Below are 19,639 nucleotides of genomic sequence, written 5' to 3'. Positions count from 1 at the left end.
AGTCCTGATGAAAGATTGGAAGTTCGAGGATCCACCCAACGTCGCGGTGTTGTCAGACAAGAGCATATTCAAACGTGGCGACTGGATCGCATACGTTTTGCGTGAGGATGACAATGATGACGACGACGATGATGAAGGTGGCAGTTGGCAGTTCTACAGCAGCGACACTCGAGATCGGGATGAAAGCGACATAATGCTCGTTGGCCTGCAAGAGGTGATCGCGCGGGACGAGAGCATCCTGGCATTGGCCGATTTGCCAAAAGGTTGGCATGCTTGGCGCAACTCAAAGTCAGCGCCGTGGCAGCGCGCCAAGTCTCACCCTACCCGCCAAAGATAACGAATGAATGTCTTAGCTCTGATGCTGCACAAATTCTCCGGTACCTGAGGCAGGCGGGCTTTCCTCGCCTTTCGGCTCCTTGATCCGGAACCACGTCACATAGAGCGCCGGCAGGAACAGCAGCGTGATCGCGGTGCCGGCGATGATGCCGCCCATCATGGCGTAGGCCATCGGGCCCCAGAACACTTCGCGCGCGATCGGGATCAAGGCCAGGCTGGCGGCAGCCGCCGTCAGCGCGATCGGCCGCATGCGATGCTCGGTCGCCTCGATCACTGCCGCCCAGCGGTCCTTGCCTTCTTTGACGAGGTCCTCGATCTGCACGATCAGGATGACCGAGTTGCGGATCAGGATGCCGATCAGCGCCAGCACGCCGAGGATGGCTACGAAGCCGAGCGGCGCGCCGCTGGGCACCAGGGCGGCCACCACGCCGATCAGGCCGAGCGGCGCCACCGCCACCACCAGGAACAGGCGTTGGAAGCTCTGCAGCTGCACCATCAGGATGGTCGCCATGATGAACAGCATCAGCGGCACCACGGCAGCGATCGGTCCCTGGCTCTTGGCGCTTTCCTCGACGGAGCCCGCCGTCTCGACCGAATAGCCAGGCGGCAGCTTGGCGATGAAGGCGTCGACCGACGGTTTCAGCTCGTTGACGACGGTCGCCGGGAGCACGTCGCCGGCCAGGCCGGCGCGCACGGTGATGGTCGGCGTCCGGTTGCGCCGCCACACGGTTGGCTGCTCGAGGTCGTAGCGGAAATTGGCGACGGCGGCGAGCGGGATTGCTTCGCCGTTGCCGGTCGGCAGCTGCATGTTCTGCAGCGTCTCGATCGAGCCGCGTTCGGCCTCGCGCGAGCGCGCCACGACATTGATGAGATATGTCGCATCGCGTACCTGCGTGATCGTCGAGCCGCCCACGGTGCTGTTCAGCGCGCTGGCGATGTCGGACGAGGTGATGCCGAGCTGGCGCGCCTTGTCCTGCAACACGTCGACCCTCAGCACGCGCTGCGGCTCGTTCCAGTCGAAAGTCGGCGCGGCGAGCTTCGGATTGGCCGAGATCAAGCCGGCGAATTGCTGCGCCAGCTCGCGCACCGTCTGGATATCGGGACCGCCGACGCGGTATTGCACCGGACGCCCGACCGGCGGGCCGAGCTCGAGCGGCTTGACGAAGGCATCGGTGCCGACGAACTCCGCGCGTAGCAGTTTTTCCAGCGCCGGCTTCACCCTGTTGCGCGCCTCGATGCTCTTGGTGACGATCACCGTCTGGCCGAAATAGGGGTTGGCCGGCTGCACGTCATAGGCGAGCACGAAGCGCACCGCGCCTTGGCCGATATAGGAAGAGAAATGATCGATGTCGGGATTGCCGACCAGCGCCCGCTGTTCGAAGCGTTCCATCTGGTCGCGCGTTTCCGTGACCGAGGAGTTCTGCGGCAGGTTCCAGTCGACGATCAGCTCCGGCCGGTCGGAAGGCGGAAAGAACTGCTGCTGCACGAGCCCAAAGCCGGCGATCGAGCCGGCGAACAGAAGCACCGTCACGATGATCGTCAGCCAATGGCGGCGAACGGAAAAGATGAGCACGCGCCTGAACAGCAAGGTGAAGCGTCCAGGCTGGTCGTGATGCTTCTCCTTCATCGTTGCCGGCAGGATGGTGACGCCGAGCAGCGGCGCGAACAGCACCGCCACGATCCATGACACCAGAAGCGACACGGCGATCACGACGAACAGCGTGAAGGTGTATTCGCCGGCAGCGCTCGAATTGAGGCCGATCGGGATGAAGCCGGCGACCGTCACCAGAGTGCCGGTCAGCATCGGGAAGGCGGTCGAGGTATAGACGTAAGTCGCCGCCTTGCGCAGATTGTCGCCGACCTCCAGCCGCGCCACCATCATCTCGACCGCGATCATCGCGTCGTCGACCAGGAGGCCTAGCGCGATGATCAGCGCACCGAGCGAAATGCGCTGAAGCGATATGCCGAGATACTCCATCACGGTGAAGGTGATGGCCAGAACCAGCGGGATCGACAGCGCGACGACGAAGCCGGCGCGCATGCCGAGACTGATGAAGGACACCGCAAGCACGATGGCCACTGCCTCGAACAGCGCCCGCGTGAAGCCCGAGACCGCTTCCTCGACGATGACCGGCTGGTCGGCGACCAGATGCACGCCCACGCCGACCGGCAGGTCGGCCAGCACCTTCTGCATCTCCTCGTGCAACGCCTCGCCGAATTTCAGCAGATTGGCGTTGGGCTTCATGCCGATGGCGAGCCCGATCGCGTCCTGGCCGTTGAAGCGGAACAGGGCCGTCGGCGGGTCGACATAGCCGCGCCGGATCGTCGCCACATCGCTCAGCCGGAAGAAGCGGTCGTTGACGCGCAGGTTGATGGCCCGCAGGCTCTCCTCGGAGGTGAACTGGCCGCCGACCCGCACGCTGATGCGCTCCGGCCCGGACTGGATGACGCCGGAAGGCGTGATCGCGTTCTGCGCCTGCAGGCTGGCGACGATCGCCTGCTGGTTGAGGCCGAGCGCCGCGATCTGGCGCGTCGAGAATTCGAGATAGATGGCCTCGTCCTGCGCGCCGACCAAGTCGACCTTGCCGGCGTTCGGCACAGTCAGGATCTTGGTCCGCACATCCTCGACATAGTCGCGCAATTGGCGCGGCGTCAGCCCGTCGGCGGTGAAGGCATAGATGTTGCCGTAGACGTCGCCGAAGCGGTCGTTGAAGAACGGCCCCTGCACGCCTTGCGGGAACTGCGCCTTGATGTCGTTGACCATGTTGCGCACCTGAAGCCAGTTCGGCACGACGTCGCGCGCCTTGGTGGTGTCCTTCAGGTTGACGAAGATGACGGTCTGGCCGGCGGTGGTGACGGATCGGGTGAAGTCGAGGCTGTCGAGTTCCTCAAGCTTCTTCTCGATGCGGTCGGTCACCTGCTGCACCGTTTCCTTGACCGAGGCGCCGGGCCAGTTGGCCTGGATGATCATGGTCTTGATGGTGAAGGCGGGGTCTTCCTCGCGGCCGAGATTGAGATAGGAGAAGATGCCGGCCACCACGAAGACCAGCATGAAATACCAGACCAGCGAACGGTGGCTGAGCGCCCAGTCGGAGAGATTGAAGCCCTTCATCAGACCCCGCCCTCCGGCACTTTGACCTTCTGGCCTTCGCTCAGGCTGTGCACGCCCGCGGTGACGACGCGCATGCCGGCCTCGAGCCCCTCCGCTACCGTGAAGCTGCCACCGCTCTTGGAGGCGATCTTGATCTCGCGCGTGCTCACGCTGGAGGATTGCGGATCGACGATCCACACTTTTTCAGAGCCGTCCTTTTCGAGCAGCGCCGATATCGGCAGTTCGATCGTCGGCGCGACCTTGGTCATGCGCGTCGCCGTGATCGTCGAACCGAGCCGGAACGCCGTCGGCGGATTGACCAGCGTCAGCTTTACGCGCCGTGTGCGGGTTGTGCCTTCCGACTGCGGCGCGACCTCGCGCAGCTTGGCGTCGGTTTTGATGGTCGGCACCGACTGCAGGACGATCTCGAAGGGCATGCCGACAGTGAGGTCGCCGGTCAACTGGTCGGGGATGTCGACCACCGCCTCGCGCGGGTCCGTGCGCGCCACGGTGACGACTGTCTGCCCGGCCGAAACGGTCTGGCCGACCTCGGCGCCTGCGGCGGTGACGACGCCGTCGAAATCCGAGAACAGCCGGGCATAGCCGAGCTGCTCCTGCGACTTGGCCAAAGCGGCATTGGCGCGCTCCACGCCGGCTTCCGCCGCCTGCCGCGCTTGTTTCGCGGCATCGAATGTGGCTTGCGACGTGTTCGCCGAGGCGAGCAGCTGGCGCTGTCGATCCTCGCTGGCGGCGGTATTGGTGAACTGCGCCTGCGCATTCGACAGGTCGGCTTTCGATGCCTGGACGGCAAGCTCCAGCGCCGTCGGATCGAGCGCCGCGATGGTCGTGCCCTTGGTGATGAGGTCGCCGACCTTTACGTCGCGCGAGACGACGCGGCCGAGCAGGCGGAAAGCAAGGTCGGCGCTGTATTGCGGCTCGACCGAACCGGCGAAGCCGAAGGTTTCGACCGTCTTCGGTTCGACCACCATCGACAGGACCGGCCGGATGATCTCCGGCGGCTTCTCTTGCGAGCGTGAGCAGGCGGCAAGCGCCGCAAGGATCAGCAGGGAAGCGAGGCGCGGCAACCGGTTCATTGGCTCGCCCCCGCCACCTCGATCGTCTGTCCGGGGCTGAGCAACTGCCCGCCGGCGGTGACGACGCTCTGGCCTTCCTGCAAACCCTTGTCGACGACGACAATGCCGGAATCGAAGGCGAGCACCTCGACCGGCGCCGGCGTCACAGCCTTGCTCGACGGATCGACGATCCAGACGGCGGGCTTGCCGGCGGTCGAGGTCAGCGCCTGCCACGGCAACAGGATGGCTTTGACCGACCTGGCGCTGACCGTGCCGATCACCGCCGCGCCCAGCGGCATGCCGGCAGGCGTGCCGGGAATGCCGACCTTGACCCGGATCGATCCTGACTGGGTATCGACCGCCGGCGAGATTTCGCGCACCTTGCCGACCGCCCGGACCTGCGGGTCCGACAGCAGCGTGATCGTTACCGCGGGCGACGGCGGCGTCTGGGCAACCAGCGTTTCATGCACGTTGAAGACCGCGTCGCGGTCCCCATCCTCGGCGATGGTGAACACCGTCTGCGCCGCCTGCACCACCTGCCCGGCCTCGACCTGGCGTGCCGTGATGACGCCGGCGGCGCCCGCCTTGAGCTCGGTGTAGGACAGGTTCTCCTTGGCGTTGGCCAAAGCGCTTTGCGCGGCATCGACGCTGCCCTGCGCCACTTTCAGCGTCTGGTTGGCGGTGTCGAATTCCCGTCTCGTCGTAAACCCTTGCGAAAGCAGCGTCTTTTGCCGTTGATAAGTGGCCGCTGCCTGCGTGAGTTGCGCTTGTGCCGCGTCGAGATCGGCCTGTGCTGAACGCAGATCCGATTCCTGTTCCTGCGGATCGATGCGGGCGAGCACCGCGCCCTGGTCGACATGCTGGCCGACATCGACAAGCCGCTCGGCGATGCGGCCGCCGACGCGGAAGGAAAGATTGTTGAGCGTGCGGGCCGCGATCACGCCGGTCAGCGAGGTTCGCGGTGCATAATCGGCGAGCGCGACCGTCTGGGTGGTCACCACCACCGGCAATTTCTTTTCGGCCGCCTGCTGCTTCTGGCAACCGGCGGCTGAGAACGCGGCGGCGAAGCAGGCCAGCAGCAACAACATGTTTGGACGAGGCAAAGGGCGGAGCGGCGAAGACGGCAAGGCGGTCGCGTTCCTGCTCATGGTTCCCCTCAGCCCGCGGGAGCCGCTCCTGACGGCGGCACGTCGCCGATGAAACGAGATTAATCGATCGGCGGGAAAAGGAAACTATTTCCGCGGCGCGCATCGTCACTCTGGTTAAGATCGCCCCGCCGGCAGGCCCAATCGACTGGGCCATGGTGCCGACTTGAGCAAAACGTGAAATAAGGTCAGAAGAGGCCTGCAGCGGCACCAACAAGAACGGGCCAGTCGATGAAGGATGGCCCGATTGAGGGATGAGATGAAGAATTCAGCCATTTCCGAACGCAAGAACCAGTCGATCTCGCGCGGCGTCGGCATGACGACGCAGATCTATGCCGATCGCGCCGAGAATTCGGAAATCTGGGACGTCGAGGGCCGCCGCTACATCGACTTCTCTTCCGGCATAGCCGTGGTCAACACCGGCCACCGCCATCCGAAGGTGATCGAGGCCGTCAAGGCGCAGCTCGACCGCTTCACCCACACCTGCCACCAGGTCGTGCCTTACGAGAGCTATGTGCATCTCGCCGAGCGGCTTAACGGCATGCTGCCCGGCAAGTTCGACAAGAAGACGATCTTCGTCACCACCGGCGCCGAGGCGGTCGAGAACGCCATCAAGATCGCCCGCAACGCCACCGGCCGCCAAGCGGTCATCGCCTTTTCCGGCGGCTTCCACGGCCGCACCTTCATGGGCATGGCGCTGACCGGCAAGGTCGTGCCCTACAAGGTCGGCTTCGGCGCCATGCCAGCCGATGTCTTCCATGCGCCGTTCCCGGTCGCGCTGCACGGCGTCTCGGTCGCCGATTCGCTCGCCGCGCTCGACAAGCTGTTCAAGGCCGATGTCGATCCAGGCCGCGTCGCGGCCATCATCGTCGAGCCGGTGCAGGGCGAGGGCGGCTTCTACGAAGCGCCGCGCGACTTCATGACGGCGCTGCGCAAGATCTGCGACCAGCATGGCATCCTGCTCGTCGCCGACGAGGTGCAGACCGGCTTTGCCCGCACCGGCAAGATGTTTGCCATGGATCATCATGACGTGGCCCCCGATCTCACCACCATGGCCAAGAGCCTCGCCGGCGGCTTTCCGCTCTCGGCCGTCACCGGCCGCGCCGAGATCATGGACGCGCCCGGCCCCGGCGGGCTCGGCGGCACCTATGGCGGCAGCCCGATCGGCGTCGCCGCCGCGCACGCCGTGCTCGACGTGATCGACGAGGAGAAGCTTTGCGACCGCGCCAATGCGCTCGGCGCCAGGCTGAAGCAGCGGCTGGACTCGATCCGCGACGACGTGCCGGAGATCGTCGACATCCGCGGCCCGGGCTTCATGAACGCCGTCGAATTCAACGACGTGAAGAAGGGCCTGCCCTCGGCGGAGTTCGCCAATTTGGTCAGGCTGAAGGCGCTGGACAAGGGCCTTATCCTGCTCACCTGCGGCGTCTACGCCAACGTCATCCGCTTCCTGTCGCCGATCACCATCCAGGACGGCGTCATGACCGAGGCCCTGGATATCCTGGAGACCTCGATCCGCGACGCGCGGGCCGCCTGATCGGGCGCGTCCTAGCCCGTCGCCCTGGTCGGTTCGTCCTGACTGAAGTCCGCAAGCGCCGCCTTCAGCGCATCCGGGCCGCCCGCGACCGTTTGCGGCGTCGGCGAGAAGCCGGCGCCGAGCATCTTGCGGCCGAGCATGTGGTCGGCAGGGCGATTGACGGATTCGATGCCGAGCAGCCGGTCGCCGGCATAGTGGTAGATCGAGAACTTGTTGTCGGCGAGATCGCCAAGGACGACATGGTGATCGCCGCCTTGCGTCAGGCCGACCATCTGCAATTTCATGTCGCCGATATCCGACCAGAACCACGGCACGGCCGAGAACGGCTCGGCATGGCCGAGGATGGTACGGGCGGCAAGCCTGGCCTGGTCGGTGGCGTTCTGCACCGATTCCAGCCGAACGTCGCCGCCGGTGAACCAATGGCGATAGGAGGCCGCGTCGCCGATGGCGAGGATTTCGGGAACAGAGCTTTGCATATGCTGGTCGACGCGGATGCCGTTGCCGATGGCCAGGCCGGCGGCTTCCGCCAGTTCGACATTGGGCACCACGCCGATGCCGATGATGACCATCTGCGCCGGCAGGCGCTCGCCGCCGGACGTGATCGCGGCCGAGACGCGGCCGTTTTCGCCCTCCAGGCGGGCGATGGTGGTGCCGGTCAGGATGCGCACGCCGATCGCTTCCAGGCGCTGGCGAACATGCGCGGCGATGACAGGCGCCACGGCGCGGCCAAGCAGCCGGTCGACGGCCTCGACGACGGTGACGTTGCGGCCGGCGGCTCTCAGCGTCGCCGCTATCTCCAGGCCGATGAAGCCGCCGCCGAGAATGACCACGTCCTCGGTTTGCGCGCTGAGCTCGCGGATCGCCCGCGCGTCGGCCAGCGAGCGCAGCGAGACCACGCCGGCAAGGCCGGTGCCGTCGAGCTTGAGCAGGCGCGGCCGCGAGCCGGTTGCAAGCACCAGCCGGTCGAAGCCGAGCGTTCCACCGCCCGCGACATTCAACTGGCCCGCGCGGGCGTCGATGCTCGCGATGCGCACGCCCGGCCGGTAATCGATGTTGTGGCCAATGTAGAACGCTTCGCCGCGCAGGGGCTGCGGCTTGGCCTCCGTGTCCTTGATGAAGGTCTTGGACAGCGGCGGCTTGTGATAGGGCAGTTCCTTCTCGTCGCCGATCAGGACGACAGGCCCTTCATAGCCCTCATCGCGCAGGCTGGCTGCGGCCTGCACGCCGGCATGGCCGGCACCGACAATCACAACCCCGTTCGTCATCGCAATCCTTTTGTCTTGGAAATCTAGGCTCTTGCGCCAAGTGGCGATTGTCTGCCGCCGCCGCAAGGGCAGGCGTCCGGGTCGCACCCAGAACGGCCGCCTGTCAATCCTGTCTCCCGGTCGGGCGATCGTCTTAAAGTTGATAATCCTAGTTTAGAATAATTCTAAACTATTGTTTCAATTGATTTTTTTCTGCCACACCAGTTGACTCCCCGCCTCTCCATCGCTTTATGGAGAGCTGCGCGCGAAGCGCATCCTTTGATGTCTGGGCCTTGAACCCTTTCGATTGGAGGCAAGTGGGTGTCTTTTTATCGCGAACCGCGCATCGACGCGGCCACCATTTTTCCCGGCATGCTCATGCCTCGGCGCGGGTGGACACATGCGCCTATTGTTGAATTTCCAAGCAACTGGAGAAGGATAATGACGGCACGTAACGGCGGCAGGCTGGCTGCGATCTGCGCCACGGCTGCACTGACGGCGGCGGTGTTCGTGTTGCCGGCGAAAGCCGAGACAGACGCGAAGGCGGTGATCAAGACCTATGCCGACATCGCTTTAGCCAAATACGAGGATTCGCTGACCACGGCGCAGGCGCTGGACAAGGCGGTGGACGCACTCATCGCCAGTCCCTCGGCCGACACGTTGAACGCCGCGCGCGAAGCCTGGAAGGCGGCGCGCATTCCCTACCAGCAGACCGAAGTCTACCGCTTCGGCAACAAGATCGTCGACGACTGGGAAGGCAAGGTGAATTCGTGGCCGCTGGATGAGGGCCTGATCGATTACGTCGCCAAGAGCTATGGCAGCGAGTCGGACGAAAACGCGCTCTATACGGCCAACGTCATCGCCAACAAGGAAATCGAGATCAACGGCAAGAAGGTCGACGCCTCGAAGCTGACGCCCGAGTTCCTTTCGGGCACGCTGCAGGAGGCCGGCGGCGTCGAAGCCAATGTCGCGACCGGTTATCACGCCATCGAATTCATGCTCTGGGGCCAGGACCTGCACGGCACAGGCCCGGGCGCGGGCGAGCGGCCCTTTACCGACTACGATCTCAAGAATTGCAGCAATGGCAATTGCGACCGTCGCGCCGAATATCTGAAGTCGGCGAGCGATCTTCTGGTGTCCGACCTGCAGGAAATGGTCGGCAACTGGAAGGAGGACGGCGCCGCGCGCAAGAACCTGACCGACGGCGAGGCGAATGCCAGCATCTCCACCATCTTCACCGGCATGGGCTCGCTCTCCTATGGCGAGCTTGCCGGCGAGCGCATGAAGCTCGGCCTTTTGCTGCACGATCCGGAAGAAGAGCACGACTGCTTCTCCGACAACACCTACATCTCGCATCTCTATGACGCGGTCGGCATCCGCGACGCCTACCGTGCCAGCTACAAGCGGCTCGACGGCTCCGTGGTTTCGGGTCCGTCGGTGTCCGACATGGTGAAGGCCGCCGATCCGGCGATCGACAAGGAGTTGTCGGGCAAGCTGGACACCACCGTCGCCAAGATGGAGGCCATCCAGGCGCGCGCGCTGGCCGGCGAGGCCTATGACCAGCAGATTGCCGAAGGCAACACCGAAGGCAACGCTACCGTCCAGGCGGCAATCGACGCCTTGATCGACCAGACCAAGTCGATCGAGCGCGCCGTCGGCTCGCTCAAGCTGAACCAGATCGCCTTCGAGGGCTCTGACAGCCTGGACGCTCCCGACAAGGTGTTCAAGTAAGGTCCAGGGCATGATCCCAAAAAGTGGATACCGGTTTTTGGACGAGATCATGCCCGACTAGGAAACAGGCATGATCCCAAAAAGTGGATACCGGTTTTTGGACGAGATCATGCCCGACTGACAAGTAAGCCAAGCGGCGCCGTGGCCGGCGCCGCCAGCCAGAGCAAGTGAATGTTGATCTGCCATTGCAACATCATCACCGAGAAGGAGATCGAGCAGACGATCGTCGGTCTGCTGGATGAGGATCCCTGGCAGTTGATCGTGCCGGCGAAGGTCTACCATGCGATGCGCAAGCGCGGGCGCTGTTGCGGCTGTTTCCCAAATGTGGTGGAAACGATCATTCGGGTCACCGAGAACTACCACGCCCGCTCAGAGGTGGGCGGCGTGGACATCGTTTCACACCTGGATCGCGTGCGAGGCTTGCGCGTCCAATACGGGAGCAGAACCCATGAAGGGCGAACCGCAGGTCATCGAGCGGCTTAACGAAGCTCTGTTTCTGGAGCTTGGAGCCGTCAACCAGTACTGGGTGCATTATCGTCTGCTCGAAGATTGGGGCTACACCAAGCTGGCAAAGAAGGAGCGGGCGGAATCGATAGAGGAAATGCATCACGCCGACAGGCTGATCGCGCGCATCATCTTCCTCGAAGGCCATCCCAATCTGCAGTCCGTCGCGCCGTTGCGCATCGGCCAGAACGTCAAGGAAGTGCTCGAATCCGATCTGGCCGGCGAATATGACGCGCGCACCGCTTACAAACGCTCGCGCGAGATCTGCCACGAGGAAGGCGATTTCGTCTCGATGAAGCTGTTCGAGGACCTTTTGACCGACGAGGAAGGACATATCGACTTCCTGGAAACGCAGCTCGACCTGCTTGCCTCGATCGGCGAGGAAAAGTACGGCCAGCTCAACGCCGACTCGGCCAACGAGGCGGAGTAAGGACATGCGGGAATGCGGCGCCCCGTAGATCATTTTTCGCGCCGCGCGCTGCGGGCCGCAATCGACGGCCTGCCGCTTCGGAAGACCCCGCGATACCGGATCGGCAGCGGGGCGTCGCTTTTGCTGGCGGTCATGCTTTCCGCGCCCGCCATGACGGGTGAGCCAGCGGCTCTGCCGACGAGCCGCACCGACCTGACGCCGAAGGATCAGGCGCGGGTTCTGGCAGTCACCAGGCCAACGACCGACTTTACCAGGCCCGAGCCGTTCGAGCTGATGCAGGGCGGCGCCGGCACGTCGCGCAAGGACGTCAACCGCGATGCCTTCTCGCAATCCTCCGCCAACATCACCTTTGAGGAAGAGGGCAGCTTCAAGCTCGGCAACGCGCTGTTCCGCAAGAACTGGGTGTCGTCGCCGTCCTCGACCCAGGCTTCGGACGGGCTCGGCCCGCTGTTCAACGAGCGCGCCTGCCAGAATTGCCATTTGAAGGACGGCCGCGGGCGTCCTCCGGAAGGCGATGCCGGATCGACGTCTATGTTCCTGCGGCTGGCGCGCGACGCCGCCAGTGCGGAGGAAAAGGCCGCGCTTGCCGACCACAAGGTGCTGAACTTTCCCGATCCGGTCTATGGCACGCAACTGCAGGATCTTGCGGTGCCCGGGCTCAGGGGTGAGGGCCGCATGCGCGTTGAATACTCCGAGGAAAAGGTCGCGCTCGGCGACGGTGCCGTGGTTTCGCTACGCAAGCCGCGCTATTTCGTTGAAAATCCCGGTTACGGCCCGCTCGATCCGCGCACCACGCTCTCGCCTCGGCTGACGCCGCCGATGATCGGGCTCGGCTTGATCGAGCAGATTGCGCCAGCTGATATCCTTGCCCATGCCGATGCGGATGACCGCGACGGCGACGGCATTTCGGGCAGGCCGAACATCGTGCGCGACGAGCTGAGCGGCGCGGTGACCGTGGGCCGCTTCGGCTGGAAGGCGCAGACCGCCTCGATCCGCCAGCAGGCGGCCGATGCCTTTGCCGGCGATATCGGCATCTCCACGCCGGAAATGCCGAAGCATTGGGGCGATTGCACCAAGGCACAGACGGATTGCCTTGCCATGCCGGACGGCGTGCAGCAACGCCTCGGCACGGCCGAGGCGCCGCCGCCGGTGATGGACCTCGTCACCTTCTATTCGCAGAATCTGGCCGTGCCGGCGCGGCGCGACATCGCCACACCGCAAGTGCTCGCCGGCAAGAAGCAGTTCTACGAGATGGGCTGCATTTCCTGCCACACGCCGAAATTCGTCACCTTGCGCGGCACGCCCAACAAGGCGCAGGCCTTCCAACTGATCTGGCCCTATTCCGACTTCCTGCTGCACGACATGGGCGAGGGCCTTGCCGACGGGCAACGGGTCGGCGAAGCGAGCGGCAGCGAGTGGCGCACCCCGCCGCTCTGGGGTATTGGGCTCACCGCGACAGTCAACGGCAATGCTTTTTATCTGCATGACGGCCGCGCCCGCACGCTTGCCGAGGCGATCCTGTGGCATGGCGGCGAAGGCCAGAAGGCGCGCGATCGTTTTGCCGGGACCGCCGCGGCCGATCGTGACGCGCTGATTAAATTCCTGGAGTCGCTTTGATGTCGAAACGCGTGGCCGCCGCCCTTGCCCTTCCGCTTTTTCTGGCCATCTCCCCGCCGGCATCGGCCGCGGTCGAGGCCTCCGATGTCATCGGCCGCGCGATCGACGGTTTCGTCCGCCCGGCCTATGCCAGCCTCGACGAGCACGCGGCGGGCCTGACCAAGGCGATGCACCAGCTTTGCGAAACGCCGTCCGAAAAGAATCTCGAAGCGGCGCGCGCGGCGTTTTCAAGCACGATGGAGGCCTGGTCGGTGGCCGAGATCATCGCCTTCGGGCCGATCAAGGAGAACAACCGGCTGGAGCGCATGCTCTATTGGCCGGACCGCAAGAGCATCGGCCTGAGGCAAGTGCAGGCCACGCTGGCGTCCAAGGATGCGTCAGCCACCGATCCGGCGCAACTGGCGCAAAAGAGCGTCGCCATGCAGGGCCTCGGCGCGCTCGAATATGTGCTTTACGGCGACGGCGCCGAAACGCTTGCCGGGAAAGACGATCCTTACCGCTGCGCCTATGGGGAGGCGGTTGCCGGCAATGTCGAAACGATGGCCGGCGAGGTGCGCGATGCCTGGCAAAAGCCCGACGGCTTTGCGTCGCTCTGGGCCAATCCGGGGCCGAAAAACCCGCTCTACCGAGACGGCAACGAAGCGGTGACGGAACTGGTCGGCGTCTTCATCAACGAGCTGGACATGATCCGCGACGTGCGGCTCAAGGGCTTTCTCGGCGCCAAGCCCGATGCCGACAAGCCGAAGCAGGCGATCTACTGGCGCTCGCAGTACACGACGGCTTCGCTGGCCGCAAACCTGTCCGGCATCGACCAACTGTTCCAGGCTTCCAAGCTCGGCGACGCGCTGCCCGCCGATGCGCAATGGATGGCCGAATCCATCCACATCCAGCTCACTAACGGCGTGGCGGCGGCGAAGTCGATCGCCGGTCCGATCGACAAGGCGCTCGCCGATCCGGCGCTGCGCGACAAGCTCGAGCATTTCGCGCTGATCACGTCGAGCTTGTCGACCTTGATCGGCACCAGGATGACCGCCGAGTTCGGTCTGACCGCCGGCTTCTCGTCGCTGGACGGAGATTGATCGATGGCGTGGACAGGTACTAAGCTCATCGATCGCCGCGATTTCCTGCGGGCCGCGGGCGCGGGCTTTGCCGCCGCCATGGCGCCGCGCGCTTGGGCCGACACGCTTGCCGCGGACGCGGTGTTTGCCACGGCCTTCGTCAAGCGCGACGGCAGCTTCGGCGCCGCCGTGCTCTCCGAGGCGGGGAAAATCCTGCACACGGTCGATCTGCCGGATCGCGGCCATGACGTCGCCTTCGATCCGGTGTCGAAGCGTTCGGTGGTCTTCGCCCGTCAGCCCGGCACCTTCGCGCTTGTCTTCGACCAAGCCGGCCGCGACAAGCCATTGACCATCGCCAGCATCGCCGGCCGGCATTTCTTCGGCCATGGCGTGTTCTCGCCCGACGGCGCCTTGCTCTATGCGACCGAGAACGACTTCGACAACGCGGCAGGTGTCGTCGGTGTCTACGATGCGCGGGAGAAATTCAATCGCATCGGCGAGTTCCCGACCTATGGCATGGGGCCGCATGAATTGCTCCTGCTCGGCGATGGCCGCACTTTAGCCATCGCCAATGGCGGCATCGAAACCCATCCCGACTATGGCCGGGCCGAGCTCAACATCGCGACGATGCAGCCGTCCTACACGCTGGTCGACCGCATCAGCGGGGGCCTCATCGAAAAGCATGAATTGCCCTCGGCGCTGCATCAGCTGTCGATCCGCCACATGGATCGCGACCGGGCGGGCACGGTCTGGTTCGGCTGCCAATATCGCGGGCCGGCGACCGACCGCCCGGCGCTGGTCGGGCGCGCCGCGCGCGGTAAGGATCTCGAGCTCTTGGAGATGCCGCAGGACGTGCTCTCCGGCTTCCGCAACTATATCGGCTCGGTAGCCGCCAACGCCGCCGCAGGCACGGTCGCCGTCACTTCGCCGGAAGGCAATTCGCTGGCCGTTCTCGACGCCGCCAGCGGGCGCGTGGTCGCCACCAGGTCGCTGGTCGAGGTCTGTGGCCTCGCCCCCGACGGCACCGGCTTCATGGCGACGACCGGCGCCGGCGAGATCGTCGGCGGCGCCGGCGCCACCCGTTCCGAGCCGGACTATGTCTGGGACAACCACATGCTGCGCATCGCAGTCTCTGCTTGATAATCGAGGCCCCAGGGAGCGAAGCCGCTTAACATTTCTCCGCCCTGGCCCTTGCGGCCGCGGCCCATGCCGGGCAGAGGGAATTGTGTTTCGATCCAGTTCTTTAACCGGCGATATGAAGCTGCCCGTATGAAGGTGCTCGCCATCGACTGTGCCGCCAATCTCTGCGCCGCCTGCGCCTATGACGCAGGCGCGGGGAAGGAGCTTGGCCGTGAGGTGCGCGACCTCGGCAAAGGCCATGCCGAGCATTTGATGGCCGTCATCGAGACGGCCCTGCAAGCCGGCGGGATCGGCTACCCGGACCTCGACGCTGTTGCCGTCTCGATCGGACCCGGCTCCTTCACCGGCCTGCGCGTCGGCGTCTCGGCAGCGCGCGGCCTGGCGCTGGCGCTGAAAATCCCGGCGATCGGCGTGACGACGCTGCAAGCCCTGGCGGCGGAGGGTGCGAATGCCTTTCCCGGGCGCGCGGTGCTTGCCGCGCTCGATGCCGGCCGCGAAGAGATCCACGCGGCGCTCTATGACAAAATGTTAGTCGAGACTTACGGACCTTCCGTCGCTGCGCTTTCCGAGGCAGTGACCATGGCCATCGGCGCCGACGCGGTCCTGGTCGGGACCGCCGCGCCGCAGATTGCCGAGGCGGCGGGGCGTGCCTTCGAAACCGGTCCGGTGGCCGCCACAGCCGACATCGCGACCTATGCCAGGCTGGCCTCGGCCAGGGAGACGGGCGAAAAGCCGAAACCGCTTTATCTGCGCGGCGCTGACGCCAAGCCGCAGGCGGGTTTCATTCTGCCAAGGCAGGACAAGGGAAACGATTCCTGATGCGCATACCATTCTTTCAGCCGCGCCGCAGGGACTATGCGCTGGAACCGCTGACAGTCGCCGACAGCGCCGCTGTTTCGGTGCTGCATCGCGAGGATTTCGTGCGGCCCTGGACCGATGGCGAATTCGCAGCACTGCTCGAGCAGGACACGGTCTTCGGCTATGCCGCGCGTGAGACCGGCCAAGGCTCCAAGCCGCCGGTCGGCTTTGTGCTCGCGAGGCTGGCGGCCGGCGAGGGCGAGATCCTGACCGTTGCCGTCGCCCGCACGCATCGCCGCCAGGGCCTTGGCTGGCAATTGATGGACGCGGTGCTGCGCGAATTGCATGCGCAGCGCGCCGACGCGCTCTTCCTCGAGGTCGACGAGACCAATGCGCCGGCGATCGGGCTTTACCGCAGGCTGGGCTTCCGCCAGGTCGGTCACCGTCCGAACTATTATCGTTCGACCGAGCACGGTCCGACCGGCGCGCTTGTCATGCGCCGCGATCTTCGCTAGCCACAGGCCGGTTGGGGCGGAGCGAATGATCAAGAAATTGCGGATTTCCCTGGCGCTCTTCTATGTCGTCGTCTGTTCACTGGTGCTGGTGCCGCTGCAGATGCTGTCGATGAAGACGGGGCTGTGGCCCGAAACGTTCATCCTGAGGATCTGGCACGGTATGATCCTTCGGGCGCTGGGCATGCGGGTGCATGTGAAGGGCGCGCTGGCCAGGGAACGTCCGCTGCTGGTGGCGGCCAACCACATTTCCTGGACCGACATCATGGTGCTCGGCTCCTTTGTCGATGTGAAATTCATCGCCAGGGCCGACATGGAGGGCTGGCCGCTGATCGGCATGCTGTCCAAGCTGCAGCGCACCGTCTACATCGAGCGCGAGCGCAAGCGCACCTCCGGCGACCAGGCAAGCGAGATTGCCAGGCGCATGGCCAAGGGCGATGCCATGGTGCTGTTCGCCGAAGGCTCGACCGGCGACGGCAACCTCGTGCTGCCGTTCAAGAGCACGCTGTTCGGCGCGGCCTCCATGGCGATTTCGGAAGGGGCGGCCGAACAGGTCTTCATCCAGCCCGTGGCGATCGCCTACACGCGCCTGCACGGCATGCCTATGGGGCGCCGCCATCGGCCGATGACCGCCTGGATCGGCGACCAGGATCTGATGCCGCACCTGAAAACCTTGCTTGCCGAAGGGGCGATCGATGCCGAGGTGCATTTCGGCGAGCCGGTGCCGTTCTCCAAGGGTTCGAACCGCAAGGAGACGGCAAGGTTGATGGAAGCCAAGGTGCGCGAGATGATGCAGGCCATCCTCGCCGACCCGGCAAAGAGCCGCTGATCGGTATGTCGCCCAAAGGCCCTGTAGCGATTTTGGAACAAGGCGGCGCGATGCGCCGCGGGCAGAATCGTCTGTTTTTTGTCACGGAAAGGCGCTAGAAGCCGCCCGATGGAATTGAACACGATTGAAAGCCACGGCATCGGCACTGCGGCCGAGCACTTGGCCGGCACTGACCGCACGGCGAAAAAGGTCTTCGTCAAGACCTATGGCTGCCAGATGAATGTCTACGATTCCCAGCGCATGACCGATGCGCTGGCCGCCGACGGTTATGTCGCCACCGACGCCGTCGAAGAGGCCGATTTGGTGCTGCTCAACACCTGCCATATCCGCGAAAAGGCGGCGGAAAAGGTCTATTCCGAGCTTGGCCGCATCCGCGACATGAAAGCCGAACGCGCCGCGGCCGGCGGCGTGCTCCTGATCGGCGTCGCCGGCTGCGTGGCGCAGGCCGAAGGCGCCGAGATCATCCGCCGTGCGCCGGCGGTCGATCTGATCATCGGCCCGCAGACCTATCACCGGCTGCCCGACGTGCTGGCGCGCGTCCGTGGCGGCGAAAAGATCGTCGAGACCGAATACGCCGTCGAGGACAAGTTCGAGCATCTGCCGCAGCCCAAGCGCGCCGAATTGGCAAAGCGCGGCGTCACCGCCTTCCTGACGGTGCAGGAGGGGTGCGACAAGTTCTGCACCTTCTGCGTCGTGCCTTATACGCGCGGCTCCGAGGTTTCGCGGCCAGTGGCGCAGATCGTCGCCGAGGCCGAGCGCCTGGCCGAGGCCGGCGTGCGCGAGGTGACCTTGCTCGGCCAGAACGTCAACGCCTGGCACGGCGTCGGCGGAAATGGCGAGGAATGGGGCCTCGGCCGCCTGCTGTTCCGTCTGGCGGAAATTCCTGGACTGGCGCGGCTGCGCTACACCACCAGCCATCCGCGCGACATGGACGACGAGTTGATCGCCGCGCATCGCGATCTGCCGGCGCTGATGCCCTATCTGCATCTGCCCGTGCAGTCCGGCTCGGATCGCATTCTCAAGGCGATGAACCGCCGGCATACGGCGCGCGACTATCTGGCGCTTATCGAGCGCATCCGCGCCGCCCGAACCGACATCGCCATGTCCGGCGACTTCATCGTCGGCTTCCCCGGCGAGACGGAGGAAGATTTCGAGGCGACGCTGCAGCTGGTGCGCGAGGTGAACTATGCCTCGGCCTTTTCGTTCAAATATTCGCCGCGTCCCGGCACGCCGGGCGCTGAGATGAGCGACCATGTGGCCGAAGCGGTCAAGGACGAGCGGCTACAGCGGCTGCAGGCCCTACTTTTGAAGCAGCAGCAGGATTTCGGCTTGAGCCTGGTCGGCAAGACCGTCGGCACGCTGATCGAGAAGCCTGGCCGGCAGGCCGGCCAGATAGTAGGCCGTTCTCCGTGGCTGCAGCCGGTTATTGTTGACGACAAGGCCGGCGGAATCGGTGACATTATCGACGTACGAATCACAAGGACGGGCTACAACAGCCTGTTCGCCGAATTGGTCTGACGACCTCGGCAGATGAGGAGAGACGGTTGAGCGCTGCTGAACTGAAGAATCCGCCCCAGAGCCAGGCGTCCGGGGCCTCCGATATGGCGCACATCGTACTGACCTTCGACAACAACAAGCTAGCCAGCGCCCTTTACGGCCAGTTCGATGAGAACCTCGCCCGGCTCGAGCAGAAGCTCGGCGTCGACATCCGCTCGCGCGGCAATCAGCTGACGATCAAGGGCTCCGCCGCCGCCGCCGAACAGGCGCGCCGGGCGCTGGACACCCTCTACGGCATCCTGCAGAAGGGCGTCGACATCGCACAGTCGGACGTCGACGGCGCCGTGCGCATGGCGATTGCCGCCGACGACCAACTGACCCTGCCGACGATGGAGCGCAAGGGCAAGGTTTCGGCCGCCCAGATCGCGACGCGCAAGAAGACGATCTACGCCCGCTCGCTCAACCAGGACGCCTATATGCGGGCGTTGGAGCGTTCCGAAATGGTGTTCGGCATCGGTCCCGCCGGCACCGGCAAGACCTATCTGGCGGTGGCGCATGCGGCGATGCTGCTAGAACGCGGCATGGTCGAGCGCATCATCCTGTCGCGTCCGGCCGTCGAGGCCGGCGAGCGGCTTGGCTTCCTGCCCGGCGACATGAAGGAGAAGGTGGACCCGTATCTCAGGCCCCTCTACGACGCGCTCTACGACATGATGCCGGCCGACAAGGTCGAGCGGGCGATCGCGGCCGAAGTCATCGAGATCGCGCCCTTGGCCTTCATGCGCGGCCGCACGCTGGCGCATGCGGCGGTGATCCTCGACGAGGCGCAGAACACCACGCCGATGCAGATGAAGATGTTCCTGACCCGTCTCGGCGAGAATTCGCGCATGATCGTCACCGGCGATCCGACCCAGATCGACCTTCCGCCCAACACCAAGTCTGGCCTGGTCGAAGCGCTGCGCGTCCTCGACGGGGTGCCTGGTATCGTCACCGTCCGCTTCAACGAGGGCGATGTGGTGCGCCACCCGCTGGTCGCCGAGATCGTCAAGGCCTATGACCGCGACGGCAAGCTGGCGCGAGGCTTGGGCGCCGAAAGCTGA

The 19,639-nt window shown here is 64.9% G+C and carries 17 protein-coding genes; 13 read left to right on the top strand and 4 right to left on the bottom strand.

The genetic code is table 11. From position 1 onward, the window contains the following. The first annotated feature begins 7 nt into the window (after positions 1–7). Positions 8–337 carry a DUF2185 domain-containing protein gene (locus FJW10_RS04260; protein ID WP_140898636.1) on the top strand — a complete coding sequence of 110 codons (330 nt, stop codon included), beginning with the start codon at positions 8–10 and terminating at the stop codon, positions 335–337. 12 nt (positions 338–349) lie between these two features. Here the strand turns inward: FJW10_RS04260 and FJW10_RS04255 are convergent, their stop codons facing one another. From FJW10_RS04255 to FJW10_RS04245, 3 genes are read right to left on the bottom strand one after another with little or no spacing between them, the layout of a single operon-like run. Further along, positions 350–3,448 (bottom strand): efflux RND transporter permease subunit, encoded by a 3,099-nt coding sequence (locus FJW10_RS04255; RefSeq protein ID WP_140898634.1) that lies wholly within the window; start codon positions 3,446–3,448, stop codon positions 350–352. Then, positions 3,448–4,521 carry an efflux RND transporter periplasmic adaptor subunit gene (locus tag FJW10_RS04250; RefSeq protein WP_140898631.1) on the bottom strand — a complete coding sequence of 358 codons (1,074 nt, stop codon included), beginning with the start codon at positions 4,519–4,521 and terminating at the stop codon, positions 3,448–3,450. The genes FJW10_RS04255 and FJW10_RS04250 overlap by 1 nt, the downstream gene beginning before the upstream one ends. Further along, positions 4,518–5,588, bottom strand: a complete 1,071-nt coding sequence (locus tag FJW10_RS04245) for an efflux RND transporter periplasmic adaptor subunit (RefSeq protein WP_246674100.1) — start codon at positions 5,586–5,588, stop codon at positions 4,518–4,520. Before FJW10_RS04245 ends, FJW10_RS04250 begins: the two co-directional genes overlap by 4 nt. Before the next feature lie 316 nt (positions 5,589–5,904). Here FJW10_RS04245 and FJW10_RS04240 point away from each other — a divergent pair, with 316 nt between their 5' ends. Further along, positions 5,905–7,182, top strand: coding sequence for a 4-aminobutyrate--2-oxoglutarate transaminase (locus FJW10_RS04240; protein WP_140898626.1), 1,278 nt, complete (start codon positions 5,905–5,907; stop codon positions 7,180–7,182). Positions 7,183–7,193: 11 nt separating this feature from the next. Here FJW10_RS04240 and FJW10_RS04235 read toward each other — a convergent pair whose 3' ends face one another. Then, complete coding sequence (locus FJW10_RS04235; protein WP_140898624.1) at positions 7,194–8,447, bottom strand: FAD-dependent oxidoreductase; 1,254 nt, start codon at positions 8,445–8,447, stop codon at positions 7,194–7,196. Between the two features lie 420 nt (positions 8,448–8,867). Here FJW10_RS04235 and FJW10_RS04230 point away from each other — a divergent pair, with 420 nt between their 5' ends. The 11 genes from FJW10_RS04230 (at position 8,868) to FJW10_RS04180 (ending at position 19,639) form a co-directional block, all read left to right on the top strand. Then, positions 8,868–10,157 (top strand): imelysin family protein, encoded by a 1,290-nt coding sequence (locus FJW10_RS04230; protein ID WP_140833792.1) that lies wholly within the window; start codon positions 8,868–8,870, stop codon positions 10,155–10,157. A 171-nt stretch (positions 10,158–10,328) separates the two neighbouring features. Beyond that, on the top strand, positions 10,329–10,640 hold the full coding sequence (locus tag FJW10_RS04225) for a (2Fe-2S)-binding protein (protein WP_140898622.1): 312 nt from the start codon (positions 10,329–10,331) through the stop codon (positions 10,638–10,640). Further along, positions 10,606–11,091, top strand: a complete 486-nt coding sequence (gene bfr, locus FJW10_RS04220) for a bacterioferritin (protein ID WP_140673174.1) — start codon at positions 10,606–10,608, stop codon at positions 11,089–11,091. The genes FJW10_RS04225 and bfr overlap by 35 nt, the downstream gene beginning before the upstream one ends. 12 nt (positions 11,092–11,103) lie before the next feature. Next, on the top strand, positions 11,104–12,708 hold the full coding sequence (locus FJW10_RS04215; RefSeq protein WP_140898619.1) for a di-heme oxidoredictase family protein: 1,605 nt from the start codon (positions 11,104–11,106) through the stop codon (positions 12,706–12,708). Next, positions 12,708–13,787 carry an imelysin family protein gene (locus tag FJW10_RS04210; protein WP_140898616.1) on the top strand — a complete coding sequence of 360 codons (1,080 nt, stop codon included), beginning with the start codon at positions 12,708–12,710 and terminating at the stop codon, positions 13,785–13,787. The genes FJW10_RS04215 and FJW10_RS04210 overlap by 1 nt, the downstream gene beginning before the upstream one ends. A 3-nt stretch (positions 13,788–13,790) precedes the next feature. Continuing rightward, positions 13,791–14,906, top strand: a complete 1,116-nt coding sequence (locus FJW10_RS04205) for a DUF1513 domain-containing protein (protein ID WP_140898614.1) — start codon at positions 13,791–13,793, stop codon at positions 14,904–14,906. 129 nt (positions 14,907–15,035) lie between these two features. After that, a complete protein-coding gene (gene tsaB, locus FJW10_RS04200) occupies positions 15,036–15,725 on the top strand; it encodes a tRNA (adenosine(37)-N6)-threonylcarbamoyltransferase complex dimerization subunit type 1 TsaB (RefSeq protein WP_140833803.1) in 690 nt (229 codons plus the stop codon). Continuing rightward, a complete protein-coding gene (locus FJW10_RS04195; RefSeq protein ID WP_140833804.1) occupies positions 15,725–16,219 on the top strand; it encodes an N-acetyltransferase in 495 nt (164 codons plus the stop codon). Before tsaB ends, FJW10_RS04195 begins: the two co-directional genes overlap by 1 nt. Before the next feature lie 25 nt (positions 16,220–16,244). After that, positions 16,245–17,045, top strand: coding sequence for a lysophospholipid acyltransferase family protein (locus tag FJW10_RS04190; protein ID WP_140898612.1), 801 nt, complete (start codon positions 16,245–16,247; stop codon positions 17,043–17,045). 108 nt (positions 17,046–17,153) lie between these two features. Beyond that, the gene (gene miaB / locus FJW10_RS04185) at positions 17,154–18,563 is read left to right on the top strand and encodes a tRNA (N6-isopentenyl adenosine(37)-C2)-methylthiotransferase MiaB (protein WP_140898610.1); all 1,410 of its coding nucleotides are present in this window, start codon (positions 17,154–17,156) and stop codon (positions 18,561–18,563) included. An 83-nt stretch (positions 18,564–18,646) separates the two neighbouring features. Then, entirely contained in the window at positions 18,647–19,639 is a 993-nt protein-coding gene (locus FJW10_RS04180; protein ID WP_246674110.1) for a PhoH family protein, read from the top strand.

Source organism: Mesorhizobium sp. B4-1-1 (genome assembly GCF_006439375.1).
GTDB lineage: Bacteria > Pseudomonadota > Alphaproteobacteria > Rhizobiales > Rhizobiaceae > Mesorhizobium.
The sequence above is the reverse complement of the archived record's forward strand: the minus strand, read 5'-3'. Positions and strand labels throughout refer to the sequence as shown.